At 67.2% G+C, this 14,833-nt stretch carries 19 protein-coding genes; 10 read left to right on the forward strand and 9 right to left on the reverse strand.

Annotated features, from left to right (window positions below; all coding sequences use genetic code 11):
- Positions 1–54 precede the first annotated feature (54 nt).
- The 3 genes from ACWF9G_RS26860 to ACWF9G_RS26870 are packed head-to-tail and all read right to left on the reverse strand — an operon-like array spanning position 55 to position 3,404.
- Complete coding sequence (locus ACWF9G_RS26860; protein WP_452518652.1) at positions 55–1,008, reverse strand: alpha/beta hydrolase; 954 nt, start codon at positions 1,006–1,008, stop codon at positions 55–57.
- A gap of 24 nt (positions 1,009–1,032) precedes the next feature.
- Entirely contained in the window at positions 1,033–1,866 is an 834-nt protein-coding gene (locus ACWF9G_RS26865) for an SDR family NAD(P)-dependent oxidoreductase (protein WP_452518653.1), read from the reverse strand.
- A complete protein-coding gene (locus tag ACWF9G_RS26870; RefSeq protein ID WP_452518655.1) occupies positions 1,863–3,404 on the reverse strand; it encodes a flavin-containing monooxygenase in 1,542 nt (513 codons plus the stop codon). Before ACWF9G_RS26870 ends, ACWF9G_RS26865 begins: the two co-directional genes overlap by 4 nt.
- Before the next feature lie 68 nt (positions 3,405–3,472).
- Between ACWF9G_RS26870 and ACWF9G_RS26875 the strand changes: the two genes are divergently transcribed.
- The gene (locus ACWF9G_RS26875) at positions 3,473–4,108 is read left to right on the forward strand and encodes a TetR/AcrR family transcriptional regulator (RefSeq protein WP_452518657.1); all 636 of its coding nucleotides are present in this window, start codon (positions 3,473–3,475) and stop codon (positions 4,106–4,108) included.
- A 34-nt stretch (positions 4,109–4,142) separates the two neighbouring features.
- On the opposite strand, the gene ACWF9G_RS26880 is transcribed toward ACWF9G_RS26875, so the two are convergent.
- Positions 4,143–4,727 (reverse strand): helix-turn-helix domain-containing protein, encoded by a 585-nt coding sequence (locus tag ACWF9G_RS26880; RefSeq protein ID WP_379303841.1) that lies wholly within the window; start codon positions 4,725–4,727, stop codon positions 4,143–4,145.
- A gap of 82 nt (positions 4,728–4,809) precedes the next feature.
- Here ACWF9G_RS26880 and ACWF9G_RS26885 point away from each other — a divergent pair, with 82 nt between their 5' ends.
- On the forward strand, positions 4,810–5,868 hold the full coding sequence (locus ACWF9G_RS26885) for an NAD(P)/FAD-dependent oxidoreductase (protein ID WP_452518659.1): 1,059 nt from the start codon (positions 4,810–4,812) through the stop codon (positions 5,866–5,868).
- A 250-nt stretch (positions 5,869–6,118) separates the two neighbouring features.
- Complete coding sequence (locus tag ACWF9G_RS26890; RefSeq protein ID WP_379303837.1) at positions 6,119–6,730, forward strand: Uma2 family endonuclease; 612 nt, start codon at positions 6,119–6,121, stop codon at positions 6,728–6,730.
- Between the two features lie 38 nt (positions 6,731–6,768).
- Here ACWF9G_RS26890 and ACWF9G_RS26895 read toward each other — a convergent pair whose 3' ends face one another.
- The gene (locus tag ACWF9G_RS26895; protein WP_452518661.1) at positions 6,769–7,323 is read right to left on the reverse strand and encodes a TetR/AcrR family transcriptional regulator; all 555 of its coding nucleotides are present in this window, start codon (positions 7,321–7,323) and stop codon (positions 6,769–6,771) included.
- Between the two features lie 84 nt (positions 7,324–7,407).
- Here ACWF9G_RS26895 and ACWF9G_RS26900 point away from each other — a divergent pair, with 84 nt between their 5' ends.
- Positions 7,408–8,022, forward strand: a complete 615-nt coding sequence (locus ACWF9G_RS26900) for a hypothetical protein (protein ID WP_452518663.1) — start codon at positions 7,408–7,410, stop codon at positions 8,020–8,022.
- A 4-nt stretch (positions 8,023–8,026) separates the two neighbouring features.
- Here ACWF9G_RS26900 and ACWF9G_RS26905 read toward each other — a convergent pair whose 3' ends face one another.
- Positions 8,027–8,392 (reverse strand): ADP-ribosylation/crystallin J1, encoded by a 366-nt coding sequence (locus ACWF9G_RS26905; RefSeq protein WP_452518664.1) that lies wholly within the window; start codon positions 8,390–8,392, stop codon positions 8,027–8,029.
- A gap of 237 nt (positions 8,393–8,629) precedes the next feature.
- On the opposite strand from ACWF9G_RS26905, the gene ACWF9G_RS26910 reads away from it, so the two are divergent.
- Positions 8,630–9,052 (forward strand): hypothetical protein, encoded by a 423-nt coding sequence (locus tag ACWF9G_RS26910; RefSeq protein ID WP_452518666.1) that lies wholly within the window; start codon positions 8,630–8,632, stop codon positions 9,050–9,052.
- 96 nt (positions 9,053–9,148) lie between these two features.
- Here the strand turns inward: ACWF9G_RS26910 and ACWF9G_RS26915 are convergent, their stop codons facing one another.
- On the reverse strand, positions 9,149–9,994 hold the full coding sequence (locus ACWF9G_RS26915) for a helix-turn-helix transcriptional regulator (protein ID WP_452518668.1): 846 nt from the start codon (positions 9,992–9,994) through the stop codon (positions 9,149–9,151).
- 184 nt (positions 9,995–10,178) lie between these two features.
- On the opposite strand from ACWF9G_RS26915, the gene ACWF9G_RS26920 reads away from it, so the two are divergent.
- From ACWF9G_RS26920 to ACWF9G_RS26930, 3 genes are all read left to right on the forward strand, one after another.
- On the forward strand, positions 10,179–10,577 hold the full coding sequence (locus ACWF9G_RS26920) for a DUF6463 family protein (protein WP_452518669.1): 399 nt from the start codon (positions 10,179–10,181) through the stop codon (positions 10,575–10,577).
- A gap of 70 nt (positions 10,578–10,647) precedes the next feature.
- A complete protein-coding gene (locus ACWF9G_RS26925) occupies positions 10,648–11,364 on the forward strand; it encodes an SDR family oxidoreductase (RefSeq protein WP_452518671.1) in 717 nt (238 codons plus the stop codon).
- A gap of 74 nt (positions 11,365–11,438) precedes the next feature.
- Positions 11,439–11,831, forward strand: coding sequence for a hypothetical protein (locus tag ACWF9G_RS26930; RefSeq protein WP_452518673.1), 393 nt, complete (start codon positions 11,439–11,441; stop codon positions 11,829–11,831).
- Positions 11,832–12,081: 250 nt separating this feature from the next.
- Here the strand turns inward: ACWF9G_RS26930 and ACWF9G_RS26935 are convergent, their stop codons facing one another.
- Positions 12,082–12,294 (reverse strand): type II toxin-antitoxin system VapB family antitoxin, encoded by a 213-nt coding sequence (locus ACWF9G_RS26935; RefSeq protein WP_379303823.1) that lies wholly within the window; start codon positions 12,292–12,294, stop codon positions 12,082–12,084.
- Between the two features lie 51 nt (positions 12,295–12,345).
- Complete coding sequence (locus ACWF9G_RS26940) at positions 12,346–13,497, reverse strand: hypothetical protein (protein WP_452518675.1); 1,152 nt, start codon at positions 13,495–13,497, stop codon at positions 12,346–12,348.
- A 224-nt stretch (positions 13,498–13,721) separates the two neighbouring features.
- Here ACWF9G_RS26940 and ACWF9G_RS26945 point away from each other — a divergent pair, with 224 nt between their 5' ends.
- Together ACWF9G_RS26945 and ACWF9G_RS26950 are read left to right on the forward strand one after the other, a co-directional pair.
- Positions 13,722–14,174 (forward strand): hypothetical protein, encoded by a 453-nt coding sequence (locus tag ACWF9G_RS26945; RefSeq protein WP_452518677.1) that lies wholly within the window; start codon positions 13,722–13,724, stop codon positions 14,172–14,174.
- Between the two features lie 166 nt (positions 14,175–14,340).
- Positions 14,341–14,781 (forward strand): DUF4189 domain-containing protein, encoded by a 441-nt coding sequence (locus ACWF9G_RS26950; protein WP_452518678.1) that lies wholly within the window; start codon positions 14,341–14,343, stop codon positions 14,779–14,781.
- Positions 14,782–14,833 lie beyond the last annotated feature (52 nt).

Consider the following 14,833-nt stretch of genomic DNA (forward strand, 5'->3'; position numbering starts at 1 on the left):
CGACACGTTCGCGTGGGCCGCGATATCGCCGCCCGAATTGCCCGTCACCAGGCTTTATCGTAAATCGTCGATCGATACCGGCTGAATTGCTTCTCGCAGGAATTCTGCGAGTTCGCTGAGTGCCAGCGCTGCCTCGGTGACCAGCGCGGCCTGCAGTTGCGCGACGTGCCAGAGGCCGCGGGTTTCGGTGAAGCGGACATGCACACCCGCCCCACGCAGGGCTGAAACGAGCTGGCAACACTGATCGTGCAATAGTTCGCTCACATCGGCCTGCACGTAGGTGGGAGGCAGGCCGAGCAGGTTTCCGGTGAGCGGGGCGTAGCCCGCATCGGTTGCGGCGCCGTCGCCGAGGTAGTAGGCGGCGCACGCCTGCGACCACGCCCGGTTGATCACCAGGTCGCGGGCTTTGGCGGGCACCTGGGTCGGGTCGACCCAGGGTGCGATCAGGCCGAGGGCAGCAGGCGTCATCGCGTGCTTGTCGATCAGCCGCTGGGCCAGTGCCAGCGCAAGGCCGCCGCCCGCCGAGTCACCGGCCAGGCAGATCTGGTCGGGCCGGTAACCGACGTTGTGCACCAGATCCAGGAACGCGGCCTCGGCGTCGTCGAGGCCGGCCGGGAGCGGGTGTTCGGGCGCGAGCCGGTAGTCCAGCGCGTAGACCGCGCACGAGGTCTCCTGCGCCAGGTGCGCTACGAGCGAGCGGTGCGTGGTCAGCGAGCCGACCACGTAACCGCCGCCGTGCAGGTACAGGATCGCGCCTGCGGCACGCTCCGGCGGGACAGCCCGGGTACGCGAACCCGGGATCGCGGTCTCCGCGATGACCCGCTCGGCCGGGCGGCCCCCCAGCTGCAGGTGCTGCACGACGGAACCGTCGGGCACCAGCTGCATCAGGGAGACCGCGTCGAGCAGAGCGCGCTGCACCGCCACCGGCAGCCGCGCGTTGAGCGTGACCCGGAAGACCGGGTCGAGCAACATACGGGCGATCGGCAGCGGAATCTTGAACTCGCGCATGGCGTTACCTGAATTTCGCTCGGGTCAGTGCGGCATGAAACGGCCGTTGACCACGGCCGAGATCCGGCTGTAGCCCGAGGCCAGGAAGCGCACGCTCACGTCGAGCATCTTGGCCTCCCAGCCGATCAGCACGCGGGCGTGACCCTTGCGCACACCCTCGGTGATGGTCTGCGCGGCCATCTCCGGGGTGTGGATCGCCAGGTACTTGTCGAACAGCGAGGCGGCGGTAGCGCCGTCCATGCCCTCGGCGTAGGTGGCGTTGCGCGCGACGGCGGTCTTGATGCCGCCGGGGTGCACACAGGTGACCTTGACCGGCGCCTTGGAAATCCGCATCTCCTGGTACAGCGCCTCGGTGAAGCCGCGGACCGCGAACTTGGCCGAGTTGTAGGCCGCCTGGCCGGGCACGGCGACAAGGCCGAACAGCGAGGACACGTTGATCACGTGGCCGTCGCCGGACTCGATCAGCATCGGCAGGAACGCCTTGGTGCCGTTGACGACGCCCCAGAAGTCGACATCCATGATGCGTTCGATGTCTTTGAACTCGGTCTTGACGACATCACCGTGGTAGGCGATACCGGCGTTGTTGTAGATCTGGTGCACGACGCCGAAGTGCGCCTTCACCGAATCGGCGTAGACCAGGAAGGACTCGCGCTCGGCGACATTGAGCCGGTCGGACTTGACCTGCGCGCCCAGTCCCTCGACGATGCGCACGGTCTCGGCAAGGCCCTCGGCGTCGATGTCGGACAGCGCCAGCTTGGCGCCGCGGCGGGCCAGGTTCTCGGCCAGCGCGCGGCCGATGCCGGACCCGGCACCCGTGATCACACAGACTTTGTTCGTGAAGTAAGCATCATTGCTCACTGTGCTGCCACCACTTTCAGTTCGGTGTCGGAGTCGGTCGAAGCAGTCGTGTCGTAGGCCGCGACGTCGAAATTCTTGGTCAGCCTACGGAACTGGAAGGTGAAATCGGGCCACAGTGTGGTGTTGTTGCCGTGCTTGTCCAGGTACCAGCTGGCACAGCCGCCGTTCATCCAGACGCTGTCGGCCATCTTCGCCTGCAGTTCGGTGTTGTACGCGCGCACGGCCTCGGGGCGGACCTCGACGGTGCGCAGGTTCTGCCTATCGATGGTAGCCAGCGCGTCGGCGACGTAGTTGATCTGCGATTCGATCATGAACACCATCGAGGTGTGGCCGAGGCCGACGTTCGGGCCGAGCAGGAAGAACATGTTCGGGAAGTTCTCGATGGTCGAGCCCTTGTAGCCGCGCTGGCCGACCTCGTCGAACTGCTCGGACAGGGTCTGCCCGGCGCGGCCGGTGATGGTCTCGAAGGCGGGGGAGTCGGTGACGTGGAAGCCGGTCGCCACGATCAGCGCGTCGATCTCGCGCTCGGTGCCGTCCTTGGTGACGATCGAGCCTGCCCTGACCTCGGCGATGCCGTCGGTGACCACCTCGACATTGTCGCGGTCGATCGCCGGGTAGTACTCGTTGGAGATCAGCATGCGCTTGCAGCCGATGCGGTAGTTCGGGGTGACCTTGGCGCGCTTGACCGGGTCTCGGACCTCGGCCAGCAGCTTGCCGCGCGAGATCGTCTCGAAGATCTTCATCAGCGCGGGGTACTTGGCCAGGCCGACGACCTGGGTCTCGCGGGCGGCGTAGATGGCCGCGCGGGACAGTCGCTGCACGCCCGGAATGTACTTGAACGCCAGGCGTTCCGGCAGCAGGTACGGGCGATCCATGCGCGGCAGCAGCCACGGCGCGGTGCGCTGGTACAGGTCGAGGTGGGCGACCTTGCCCGCGATGGCAGGCACGATCTGGATGGCCGAGGCGCCGGTGCCGATCACGGCGACCCGCTTGCCCGCGAGCTCCACGTCGTGGTCCCAGCGGGCCGAGTGGAAGATCTCGCCCTCGAACTCGTTGATGCCCTTGATGTCGGGCAGCGACGGCTCGCACAGGGCGCCGACCGCGGAGACCACGGTCTCGGCGGTGAAGTCGCCCTTGCTGGTGGTGATGTCCCAGCGGGCGGTCTCGGCGTTCCAGCGCATGCCGAGCACGTCGCAGTCGAACAGATGCTTGTCGAGCACGTTGTTCTTCTCGGCGACGCCACGGATGTAGGTCTGGATCTCGCCCTGCTTGGAGAACGAGCGCGACCAGTCGGGGTTCAGCGCGAACGAGTAGGAGTACAGGTGCGATGGCACGTCGCAGGCGGCACCGGGGTAGGTGTTGTCCCGCCAGGTGCCGCCGACATCGCTGCCGCGCTCCAGGACGAGGAAATCATCGCGACCCTGCTGATGCAGCCGGATGGCCATACCGAGGCCCGCGAACCCACTGCCGACGATGATCGTCTTGACGTGGCGGACGGCGCGGTTGGCGACGGCTTTGTCTGTAACCTTGCGACTCATGTAAGGCAGACTACGTCCCTATTGAGCCGGAGTCAACAGCTATTGAGCTGAGTTCAGTAGTGGCTAGGATGGTCGATGTGAGTATCAGGAGTTCGGGAGCGACCAAGCGTGTGCGGCTCAGCCCCGAGGAACGTCGGCTACAGCTGATCACCCTCGGTGCCGAGATGCTGGCCGAGCGGTCGCTCGAGGACATCTCGGTCGACGACATCGCCAAGCAGGCCGGCATCTCGCGTGGGCTGCTGTTCCACTACTTCGCCTCCAAGCAGGAGTTCCACGAGGCCATCGCGCGGCATGTGAGCGCCGAGTTCTTCGCGGCCGTCACGCCCAATCGCGAGCTGTCGCTGTTCGACATGCTGCGCGACTCGATCGAGCGGTTTGTCGACTACGCCACCGAGCACTCCGCGTCCTATCGCTCCGTGCTGCGCGGGCCCGCCAGCATCACCCCCGACCTGCTCGACTACGTCAACGAAACCCGTGGCGCCATAGCCGATCTCATCGTGTCCGAACTCCCGCTACCCCCCGACGACCCCGACCTCGCTCGCCTCACCCTGACCATCCGCGGCTGGATCGCCTTCGTCGAGGAAACGATCCTCACCTGGATGACGGAGAAGCCGATCACCCGCGAGCAATTGGTCGACCTGCTCGTCGAATCCCTCCCCGCCCTGGCGCTGAGCCCCGCCCTGATCGCGGCATTGCGGGGCTGAGCCGCCGTTCGGTTCTGTGGACTGCGGAACTCGATCAGTCGGAGTTCTTGGGGCGGGCGCGGAGGTGGGCGCGTTCGCCCTGTTTGCCGAAGAGGCTGAGGAATTCGACGGGGTGGTCGTCGGCGGATCCGAACCAGTGGGGGATGTGGGTGTCGAATTCGGCGGCTTCGCCGGGGGTGAGGACGATGTCGTTGTCGCCGAGGATCAGGCGCAGGCGGCCGTTGAGGACGTAGAGCCATTCGTAGCCCTCGTGGACCTGGGGTTCGTCCGGGCGGTTGCGGGCGTTGGGGGCGATGATCATCTTGAACGCTTGGATGCCGCCGGCGCGTTTGGTCAGCGGCAGCATCGTCATGCCGTGGCGGGTGATCGGGCGCAGGTGAATGCGCGGGTCGCCGGTGGGTGGGGCGTCGACGAGTTCGTCGAGGGTCACGCCGTGTGCCTTGGCCAGGGGAAGCAGTAGTTCGAGGGTGGGTTTGCGGTCGCCGGATTCCAGGCGCGACAGGGTGCTGACCGAGATGCCGGTCTCGGCCGACAGGTCGGCCAGGGTGGTCCTGCGCTGTTTGCGCAGGGAGCGGAGCCGGGGGCCGACCGATCCCAGGGTCTCTTCGAGGTCGTCCATGGCTATCAGTTTGCCATGTCAGCAAGAAAGATTGCCACTTGTTCGAGTGCGGGTGCACGGTGGTCGCCGAAGGAGGCTTCAGATGACAGAGTTGAACGACACCTACGACGTGGTGGTCCTCGGCGGCGGCGCGGCCGGGCTGAACGGGGCGCTCATGCTGGCCCGCTCGCGGCGCTCGGTCGCCGTGATCGACGGCGGGTCGCCGCGCAACGCACCGGCCGACGGTGTGCACGGTTTGCTGGCGCGGGAAGGGATGCCGCCGCTGGAACTGCTCGAGCGGGGGCGCGCCGAGGTGCGCGGGTACGGCGGGCATGTGGTGCCCGGGCAGGTGGTCACGGTCGAGCGCCGATCGAGCGCCGCGGAATCCGCAGTGGGAGTGGATGATTCGATCATGGCCACCGGATCCTCGGCCGCGGTGGGAAGCTCGGACGGCGCAGGTCACGAATTCCTGGTGACACTGGCCGACGGACGCGTGGTGGCGGCGCGCCGGATTCTCGTCGCGACCGGCCTCGCCGACGAACTGCCCGAGGTCGCGGGCCTGCGCGAACGCTGGGGCAACGAGGTCCTGCACTGCCCCTATTGCCACGGCTGGGAGGTGCGTGACCAGCGCATCGGCATCCTGGCGAGCGGCCCGATGTCGGTGCACCAGGCCCTGCTGTTCAGTCAGCTGAGCGACGACATCGTGTTCCTGACCCACACGGCCGCCCCGCTGAGCGTCGAGGACGCGGAAAAGCTTGCCGCCCGCGGCATTCGGATCGTCGACGGCGAGGTCGTCGAAGTACTGGCGACCGACAAGCTCACCGGCGTCCGCCTGGCCGACGGCACGGTGCTCGACCGCGACGCCCTCGTCGTTGCCCCGCGCATGAACACCCGCGCCACCTTCCTCACCGACCTCGGTCTTACCCCGGAGCCGCACCCCTCCGGCATGGGCGATCACATCCCCGCCGACCCGGTCGGCCGCACCGCGGTCCCCGGCGTCTGGATCGCAGGCAACGCCACCGACCCGTCCGCCCAGGTCGGTGCCGCCGCCGCGGCAGGCGCGATGGCGGGTGCGCAGATCAACGCCGAACTGGTCATGGCCGACACCGAACGAGCCGTCGTCGCGCACCGGGCCGCTCGGGGTGCCGAGCTCACCGTCTGACTGCACAGCCTCAGGCACCCGGTCGTCGTCGCGACCGGGTGCCCGCTACGGCGAGCATCAAACCCGCTGGCGAACAACGATTGTCGTACGCCGACCGTGCCCGTGGTGATGGTCGGTCGTAGAGCTGGAGCGGATAGTCCGGCCGCCTCGACAGTCGGCGTGATCGCTGATCGTCTGCGAGGGTGGCGGTCAGTGGTCACGTGCCATAATGGCGAGGTCAGACGATCGCCGTGCGACGAGCGAGGGACCCATGACTGCGGATCCGATGCCATCGGGGGAGCGAGCTCCGTTGAGCTGGCCGGTGCCGCCACCGCGGGGGTATTTCGCCGAAGACCTGGATCATCTGAGTGAACTGCCGCCGCACACTCAGCTGATCGACGGGAGCCTGGTCTTCGTGAGTCCGCAGATGCGATTCCACCTGCTCGTCGTCACGTTCCTCCATGTGCAATTGATGCGGCAGGCTCCGGAGGGCTTCGACAGCATTCGTGAAATGACGGTGACGCTCGGCTCTCGTCAGCGACCTGAACCCGACGTTATGGTCGTCGATTCGGTGGGCGTCACGGGCTTGGATCAGACGACATTCCGTCCGGAGGATGTCGTGCTGGCGATTGAAGTCGTCTCACCGGACTCGCTCGAACGCGATCGTCATCGCAAACCGCAGCTCTATGCCGAGGCGGGTATTCCGTACTTCTGGCGCGTCGAGAATGTAGACGGGCGCGCGGTCGTCTACGCCTATGAACTCGATCCGGCTACGCAGAAGTACACCACGGTGGGCATCCATCACGATCGACTGAAGGTCGCACTGCCGTTCGACCTCGACCTCGATCTGACCCGGGCAACAGATCCGAAAGGGTCTGTCTGATCGGCTCGTGCCAGGGGCGTCGTCGACTCGCGCGAACGTCATTTCTCCTGTGCGAGAACGCCGTCGATCGCGGATGTCAGCAGTGTGCCTGCGTCCGCTGCGGGGAGTTGACCGAGGGTGACGTGTAGGGCCAGGCCGTCGAGGAGGGCGAGCAGGGTGTTGGCCGCATTGGTGGGGTCGGGGTGGTCGGGGAGCATGCCGGCGATGTGGTCGCGGAAGGCTCGGCCGTTGGTGGCCATGGTTTCGGCGATCTGGGGGCGGACGGAGGCGAACGCGAGGTAGCCGATCAGGGTGCGGGAGTCGGCGGACGAGTCGGGGTCGGTGGGGAGCAACGCGGTCAGGATGTGGTGCAGGTCGGGATCTGGGCCCGCGGCGGCGATGCGGGTGGCGATCCGGTCGGCGATAGTGCTCGCCGCGAACTCCATCATCGCGTCCTTGCTGGGGAAATAGTGCTGCACCTGGCCGGGGGAGACGCCTGCCTCGGCGGCGACGTGGCGCAGGCTGATCGCCTCCAGGCCGTCGCGCGCGAGCAGCCGCATCACGGCGTCGCTGATCGTCGCCCTGCGTGAGCTGTGGTCCACCCGTTTCGGCATCCGCCCATCTTTTCACAATGCAGTTGTATTGCCATAGCGGCCTCGCGCTCTTTACAATGCAGTTGTATTGCAAAGGAGGGCATCATGCGCCCGATCATGCGGCTCGGACGCCGTTTCGTCCGGCTCGAAATCGACATGTGGGTGAGCCTGGCCAGGGCAGTCGCCCGCAGGCCGGATACCGCGGACGGCACGCCGATTCGGTACGCGGGTGCCGTCTCGGCCGTCATCTGGGCGTTCATCGTGGTCAGCGCGGTGGAGATTCCCGCGGTGCACCTGATCATCCCGTGGCCACCCGTGCGGCTCGCCGCGCTGGCACTGGGCGTCTGGGGATTGTTCTGGATGCTCGGCATGCTCGCCGCGCGCCACATGTACCCCCACGTCCTCACTCCGGACCGACTCCGGATCCGCTACCTGCGCCGCACCGCACTAGACATCCCGCTCGCCACCGTCCGCACCGTGCGCAACGATCTGCGCGCCTACGACGGTTCGAAGTCGTTGCAGCTCACCGGCAATGACACCCTCGCCCTCCCGGTCGGCAGCTCCACGAATGTCCGGGTGGACCTGACCGCGCCGCAGACCTTCACTACTCCGCAGGGTGACTACACGGTGCGTACCGTCGCCTTCTGGGCCGACGATCCGCGGGCGGCGGTCGCGGCGATCCGGGCGGCGGCGCCGAATGAACGCACCGGCGCCGCCTGACCCGTCAGATGCCGGGAACCGGTGCGTCGTCCGGGAAGCGGCGCACCACCTCGATCGTGCCGACGATGTGGCGGTTGAACTCGGCGAGATCCGCAGCGGGAATCCAATATTCGAGAATGTCGCGACCACCGGCCTGCTGCACGTCGTAGTTGTCCAGATAGTCGGTGCGCACGTCGAACCGCGTCACATAACCCGCGCCGGACGCGGGCACGTTCCAGTCGCGGGCGATCAGCACCGCGTAGGCCTCGTTCAGCACCGGGTAGAAGATCGGCTGGTCGGGCAGCCGCGGTGGCCAATCGCGCCAAGCGGATTCGGCGACCAGCGCCAGCTCTTCGGGGCCGGTCGGTCGCCACAGGGTCGTGGTGGTCATCGGTCCTCCCTCTCGCGGAACGCACCGTAACCGAGCGGCCGCGACGGAGCCAGTCGTTATTCGGCTTCCGTTGACGCCGAGGGATCGCACAGGCGCCTGACCCGGTGATTCGCCGGGGATCTGGGCGTGGTCCGGAAAGTTGGTCTCGGTGCCACGGCCTGCCTGTTGTCTCGGAGGCGGTCTAGTGTTGTTGCGGTGGGTGGTGTTCGGGGGCGCGGAACAGAGGGAGTCGACTCGATGCCGGTCGACAGTGGATTCCGAGCGGGAAGCGATCGAGGAAATCTCCTGCTCCCGGCCCTGGGCGGATTCCTCGTCGCGTTGCTGGTGCTGACGGCAGTCATCGTGCTGGACAACATGATCCACCCGCGCAGAGTTGTCGACCAGAACCGGCAGCCGGATTCGGTCAGCTACTCGGACGGGTCGACTCACTACGTGGCGATCTTCGAGGAACGCACCCTGCTGGGTAGGGACCGGCACCACGAGATCTATTCCGGCCGCGACCCGTCCCTCTCCTACGGTCACGGGGTCCGAGTGGACTTCACCGGCACCGATACCTTGAAATTTGCTGCGGTCGACTGGGTTCCGGATGGTGTCCGGATCAGGTTCGATTCCGGGCACGAGTTGTTCATCCCCGCCGGGAAATTCATCGGCGGACGCTGAGCGGCCGGGATCGCGGATCTGACCCTTCCAGCATCCCGCCGCCGAATCGCCCGATATCAATTCTTGGTCGGTAGCCGATCGTGCGAGGCGCCTCGGTTATCGGCTACCGAAGGTTTCGAGGCCGGTGACGCGGAGTAGGTCCAGGGCGGTGGCGGTGGGGGTGTTCGGGGGCGCGGAGTAGATGATGACGGTCTGGTCGGTGTCGGGGACGTGCATGGCGTCGCAGTCGAGGGTGAGCGTGCCCAGGTGTGGATGGGCGATCTTCTTGGTGAGGCTGTGCATGACGCTGGAGCGGCCCGCCTGCCAGTGCGCCTCGAATTCGGCACTGCCGGTGCGGAGTTCGGTGAGCAATCGGGTCAGGTCGGGGTCGTCGGGGTAGGCGGCCTTGACCGCGCGCAGGCAGCCGACGCAGGCGGCGGCATTGCTGTCGGCCTCCTCGGGCGTCATGACGACGCGACCCATGCCGGTGCCGAGGAACCGCTGCCACATGATGTTGCGCCGGCCGGGCGGGATCGCGGAGAAATCGCCGAGCAGGGCCGCCGACAGGGGATTCCACGCGAGGATGTCGGACTTGGCGGAGAGCACGAGCACCGGCAGGTCGGCCAGTCGATCCAGCAGCCGCTGCACGCTCGGGCGGATGACCAGCGGAATGCGCCCGGCCTGCGGCGGTTCGGATCCGGCGAGCCGATAGACCAGATCACGGTCGACATCGGTGAGCCGCAGCGCCCTGCTCAGCGCGCCGAGCACCTGATCGGACGGCTTCGGCCCGCGCCCCTGCTCCAAGCGCACGATGTAGTCGACACTCACCCCGGCCAGACTCGCCACTTCCTCGCGCCGCAACCCGGGCACCTGCCTGCGTGATCCGGCGGGCAGACCCGCGTCGGCGGGGGTGAGCCGGGATCGCGCGCTGCGCAGGACGGTCGCCAATTCCGCTCTGTCCATGTGCTTCATGGTGCCGCAGGTCCTCGGGCGCGGGGTGGTACCGCGAATCCCATCCGGTGCTGCCTGTGTCGCAGACCATACCGCTGGAGCTATACGGATCCGTACAAATGGCCGATATGCTGTGTCTTATACGGTACCGTATATATGTGAGGGGTTCGTGATGGAGCGACAGAGCGTGAATCGGATGATCAAGTGGGCTGGGGTGGTGCTCGCGATCATCGGCGGCGGACACCTCGCCATCGGACTGTTGCTCAGCTCGTCCTCCTTCGACGAATGGCTGACCTTCGAGCTGTGGGGCCACTGGTGGGAGGACACCCCGGCGGCCAACAGCTTCTGGGCCAATCCCGCCGGTTTCGGCTGGCCGCTGCTGCTCGTCGGCTCGCTCATCGTGTGGATGGACCGGCGTGGCATTGTTCCGCCGGAATTCCTCGCGTGGGCGGTGCTCGGCTGGGGTGTGGTGTGCGCTGTCATCGTCGAACCGACTCCGGGGCCGGTGGTGGTGATCGCCGCGATCGTGCTGCTGCGCGGCATCCGTGTCGCCGGTGCGCAGGCCGAATCCGGGTCGCCGGTGCCGGCGTCGTAGGCCCTGGTATCGCCCGTCCTATGCCTCGTCGGCACTGGAGCGCGGCCCGTCGCGGCGCGAATCTGGGTGCATGACACAGACGATCGCCCTGGTCACCGGGGCCAACAAGGGACTGGGCCTGGAAACGGTCCGCAGGCTGGCCGGGTCGGGCTGGCAGGTGTACCTGGCCGCGCGCGACACCGCTCGGGGCGAGGCGGCGGCGGGTGAATTCACCGCGGCCGGACTCGACGTCCGGTTCGTCGCACTGGACGTGACCTCCGACGACTCCGTCGCCGCCGCCGCGGACACGGTGAAAGTCGAGGCGGGCCGCCTCGACGTACTGATCAACAACGCGGGGATCGGCGGTCCGCGCACCGCACCGGGCGAAACAAGGCCCGACGACCTGCGGGAGGTTTTCGAGACCAATGTCTTCGGCCCGATCCGGGTGACCAGCGCGTTCCTACCGCTGCTTCGCCTGTCCGAGCATCCGCGGATCGTGATGGTCTCCAGCGGCGTCGGCTCGATCGCCACCGTCACCGACCCGAAATGGGCAGGTCTGTTACCACCGGCGCTCGGTTACCCGAGCACCAAGGCGGCGCTGAACATGCTCACCGTCATGTACGCGAGTGAACTCGACGGCATGAAGGTCAATGCGGTCGATCCCGGCTACACCGCGACGGACCTCAACGGGCACAGTGGGTTCCAGACCGTCACCGAGGGCACCGATGCCGTCGTGGCCATGGCGACGGTCGACCGGGACGGGCCCACCGGCGGCTTCTTCGACCGCACGGGCACCACGTCGTGGTGAGAGCAGGCGTCCTGCTCGCGACAGTGCTCGCGGGTCTGGGCGCTATCGCGTATCTGATGAGAATGGAGGACGCAGTGGCCCAACAGAATCCGCAGACCGTGCTGTCGATCGGACTGCACCCCAGCGCCGTCGACTACTCCCGCTACCCGCAGCTCGACGAGGCGACCCTCACCGCCCGCATCGCCGCCGGTGAAACCGCTTTGCGCGAAGCGGGTTTCGACCTCGTCAGCTGTCAGCTACCCGCCGACCCCGATGCGGCGGAGGAACAGCTGCGTGAGTGCGTGGCCGGCCGGGAATTCCGGGTCGCCATGATCGGCGCGGGCGTACGGATGGCGCCCGAGCACACCCTGCTGTTCGAGCGCCTGATCAATGTCACATCCGAGCTGGTCCCGGGAATCCGGTTCTGCTTCAACACTTCCCCGGAAACCACGATCGACGCGTTGCGTCGCTGGGTGCAGCCGAGCTGAGCGCCGAGATCCGATTCGCCCATGTCGTCGGCGGGCAGCCAGTGGAACACCGAACCGTAGAGCTCGGTGAGGAAGCCGAGGTCGGCGTTGTCGCGAGCGCTGAACCGGGCTTCGTCCATGGTCACCGTGGACGAGCACAGCGCTCCGGTGATGGCCAGCTCGTCGATGGCGCGTTCGATCGCAGCGTTCGTCCGATAGTGCGACATCACCGACTGGTCGAGGAGGTATCTCGGACGGACGGTCGTCGCGGTCACCTCGCGTCGCCCTGATCGGCCGCCAGCTCGTCCTCGGTCAGGAAGGGGTTGTGGTCCAAGCGCTTGAGCCGGGTCAGTGCCTCACGCTGCCGATACCCCTGGACGAGCTCGGACATCGCGAGATTGATGACAGCCTTCTTGGTCGGCAGTCCGGTCAGCCGCAGGGCTTCGGCTAGGAGCTCGTCCGGAATCTCCACTGTCGTCACCATCGTGCCTCCCTATTACGAATATGACGCGCTGGGGACTGCTCTGACCGGTCGCTATTTGTGGCCGCCGCTGTGGTCGTGGGTGCCGCAGGTGTCGGCGCGCCGGCCGTCGGTGGTGCTCGCCTGGCCGGCGCCGTGACCTTCCAGGGCTGCGAACGGGCCGCATTGGTGCGGGGCGATCCAGACGTGGACCATCGGATTGCCCGATCCGGGGTTGATCGAATTGGGCGGGCAATTGCCTGCGGCGTCGGTGACGCCCGCGACCTGGGGGCCGTTGTCGCCTGCCTTCCAGCACAGGTTGTCGTGGACGTGCCACTGCATCAGCGGACCGGCGTAGTCGGTGAGGGCGGGGTCGTCGATCTTCTTGCCCTTGGCGATGTACATGGCCGAGACCAGAGTGCGGTTCTGCCCGTCGACCCGGTAGACCAGCGACTCCGGGCGGGTGGCGTCGAGGAAGCTGTCGTCGCGGATGTAGCCGGTGTTGACGTAGTGCTCGTAGCCGGAGGCGGCGTCCCCGATCGAGCGGAAGCCGAGCGCGCCGACGGTCGTCACGTCGGCGAAGGTGGGCAGCCCGGCCATGGTGCTGCGGATCAGGTCGGCGGCGCGTTGCTCCTGCTCCGCGGTCACGCCGGGCACACCGGACACGTCGATCGGCTGGGCCGGGTCGAACGGGCGCGGCCACACGTCGCCGGTGTGACCGTGCTCGTCGCCCGCCGCGTGCGAATGCCCGTCGCCGCCTTCGCCGTGACTGTGCACGTGCCCGACACCGTTGAGCATCGCCGCCACCGCGAGCACACCCACCGCGGCGGCCGCGATCCCGGACCGCATCGGCGGCAGGGTCGCGGTGGGCCGGAGCAGCGCGATGGCCGCACCGATCACGGCGAGCGCACCCAGCGCGGCGCACGCGGTATCGGCGACACCGGGTGACTCCGCGGTCAATCCGGTGACCCACGGGATATCGGCGAAACGGGTGAACGCCCACACCGCCACCGCGAACGCGTTCACCGCGATCAGCGACGTCACCACGAGCTTGCGCTCGCTCAGCAGTACCGCCAATCCGGCGGCGCACTGGATCGCGGCGAGGACGACCATCAGCCGCGCCAGCGTGGCGTGGTCGGTGTGCATTCCGGCGGCCAGGAAATGTACCGCTCCCGCCCCGACCGACGAGATCCCGCCGAATAGCAGGAATCCGTTTCGTCCGCTCACCTGCGTCACCTCTCCTGGTCGTGTCCGCGGACCCTACCGGGCAACCGTGAGGGTTGTGTGCCAGGCGGTTAAGAGGACTCTGTGACCCACGTCTCTCCCGCTGCTCGTGGGCCTGTTGCCTCATTGAGACCATTACGGTGGTTAACGACCTCGGGGCGAGCGGCGAATTCCTGAACATGAGTCTGAAAAGCACACAACGTCAACGGGTTTCGGTTCAGGTCGGGGTGGCCGCCGCAGCGGCCGTTGCCGCGCTCGTCGGGTTCAGCGGTCCAGCGACGGCCCTGCCGTCCGATCAAGTCGTCCAGTTCAACCCGACCCTCGCCCGGGTGCCGGGGAACGGCTGTGCGGCCATCATCAATGCCGAAACGGTGCCACAGCCGCAGGCCGGGCAGCTCGGGGTCCGGGTGAAAATCGTCCAGACCGGGCAGAACTGTGAGGGTTACCGAGTCTCGGTGCGGTGGAAGAACCTCGACACCGGCGTCGCGAACGGCCAGTCCCACAAGGTCGACAGCAACGGCGTCATCGAACATGCTCCCGACGGCGTGATCACCGGCATGGGCATGGCGCCCGGCCCCGGCCGCGTCGAGGCGACCATCGTCGCCACCGCCGACATCTATCCGAACCACCCCGAACTGGAACAACTCTCGGGCCAGGCCTGGATCACGCTCAACAAGTAGGAAGCGGACGATGGGGCGGATCCTGGACGGACCCGCCCCCATTTCGGCTTCGGTGATTCCTGTGCGGATTCCGGGCCGTCATCGAAAGAATTTGCGGGAGTGGTGGATTCGTGGTTTTCTGTGTGGTTCCGATCCTCGGAACTGTTCGCAAGAGGAGAACTGTCGGATGAGTTTTATCGGTAGGGCCGGCGTTGCGGTGGCGGCGGTGGGCCTTGCGGTCGGGTCGGTGCTGGGTGCCGGGTCGGCCAATGCTGCGGGGGACCTGTGGGGAGCGATCGGGTTCAGCGAGCAGATGTGGGAGAGCTGGAGCTCGGCGAACTGGGACAGTGCGGAGGGGGCGCAGGGCGCGGTGCTCGACGCCTGTGCCGCCAAGGGCGGGGAGGACTGCGGGGTCATGACCACGTGGGCCAACGGGTGCGGGGCTGTGGTGTGGAACGACCAGGGGTGGGTCGCCGCGGCGTCGGGGCCGAATCGGAGTGAGGCCATTCGCAAGGCCATCGACCGGCTCTCCGACGGTGTTCCGATCGCGCGGCTGGCCAACTTCGGCTCGTCCGATCTGAGCGGTACCAAGGTCATCGACGTGGTGTGTACCCGGAACGCGGGCTGATCACCCATCGACCGAAAACGGCGAACGCCGGGTGGATCGTGATGATCCACCC

Source organism: Nocardia sp. NPDC055029 (assembly GCF_053608525.1).

Excerpts from the sequence above, each read along its gene's own strand:
- ACWF9G_RS26870 (WP_452518655.1), bottom strand. The coding sequence starts at position 3,404 with ATGAGTCGCAAGGTTACAGACAAAGCCGTCGCCAACCGCGCCGTCCGC.
- ACWF9G_RS26900 (WP_452518663.1), top strand. The coding sequence starts at position 7,408 with ATGCGCCCGATCATGCGGCTCGGACGCCGTTTCGTCCGGCTCGAAATC.
- ACWF9G_RS26895 (WP_452518661.1), bottom strand. The coding sequence starts at position 7,323 with ATGCCGAAACGGGTGGACCACAGCTCACGCAGGGCGACGATCAGCGAC.
- ACWF9G_RS26915 (WP_452518668.1), bottom strand. The coding sequence starts at position 9,994 with ATGGACAGAGCGGAATTGGCGACCGTCCTGCGCAGCGCGCGATCCCGG.
- ACWF9G_RS26890 (WP_379303837.1), top strand. The coding sequence starts at position 6,119 with ATGACTGCGGATCCGATGCCATCGGGGGAGCGAGCTCCGTTGAGCTGG.
- ACWF9G_RS26885 (WP_452518659.1), top strand. The coding sequence starts at position 4,810 with ATGACAGAGTTGAACGACACCTACGACGTGGTGGTCCTCGGCGGCGGC.
- ACWF9G_RS26935 (WP_379303823.1), bottom strand. The coding sequence starts at position 12,294 with ATGGTGACGACAGTGGAGATTCCGGACGAGCTCCTAGCCGAAGCCCTG.
- ACWF9G_RS26925 (WP_452518671.1), top strand. The coding sequence starts at position 10,648 with ATGACACAGACGATCGCCCTGGTCACCGGGGCCAACAAGGGACTGGGC.
- ACWF9G_RS26875 (WP_452518657.1), top strand. The coding sequence starts at position 3,473 with ATGGTCGATGTGAGTATCAGGAGTTCGGGAGCGACCAAGCGTGTGCGG.
- ACWF9G_RS26880 (WP_379303841.1), bottom strand. The coding sequence starts at position 4,727 with ATGGACGACCTCGAAGAGACCCTGGGATCGGTCGGCCCCCGGCTCCGC.
- ACWF9G_RS26860 (WP_452518652.1), bottom strand. The coding sequence starts at position 1,008 with ATGCGCGAGTTCAAGATTCCGCTGCCGATCGCCCGTATGTTGCTCGAC.
- ACWF9G_RS26905 (WP_452518664.1), bottom strand. The coding sequence starts at position 8,392 with ATGACCACCACGACCCTGTGGCGACCGACCGGCCCCGAAGAGCTGGCG.
- ACWF9G_RS26950 (WP_452518678.1), top strand. The coding sequence starts at position 14,341 with ATGAGTTTTATCGGTAGGGCCGGCGTTGCGGTGGCGGCGGTGGGCCTT.
- ACWF9G_RS26910 (WP_452518666.1), top strand. The coding sequence starts at position 8,630 with ATGCCGGTCGACAGTGGATTCCGAGCGGGAAGCGATCGAGGAAATCTC.
- ACWF9G_RS26920 (WP_452518669.1), top strand. The coding sequence starts at position 10,179 with ATGATCAAGTGGGCTGGGGTGGTGCTCGCGATCATCGGCGGCGGACAC.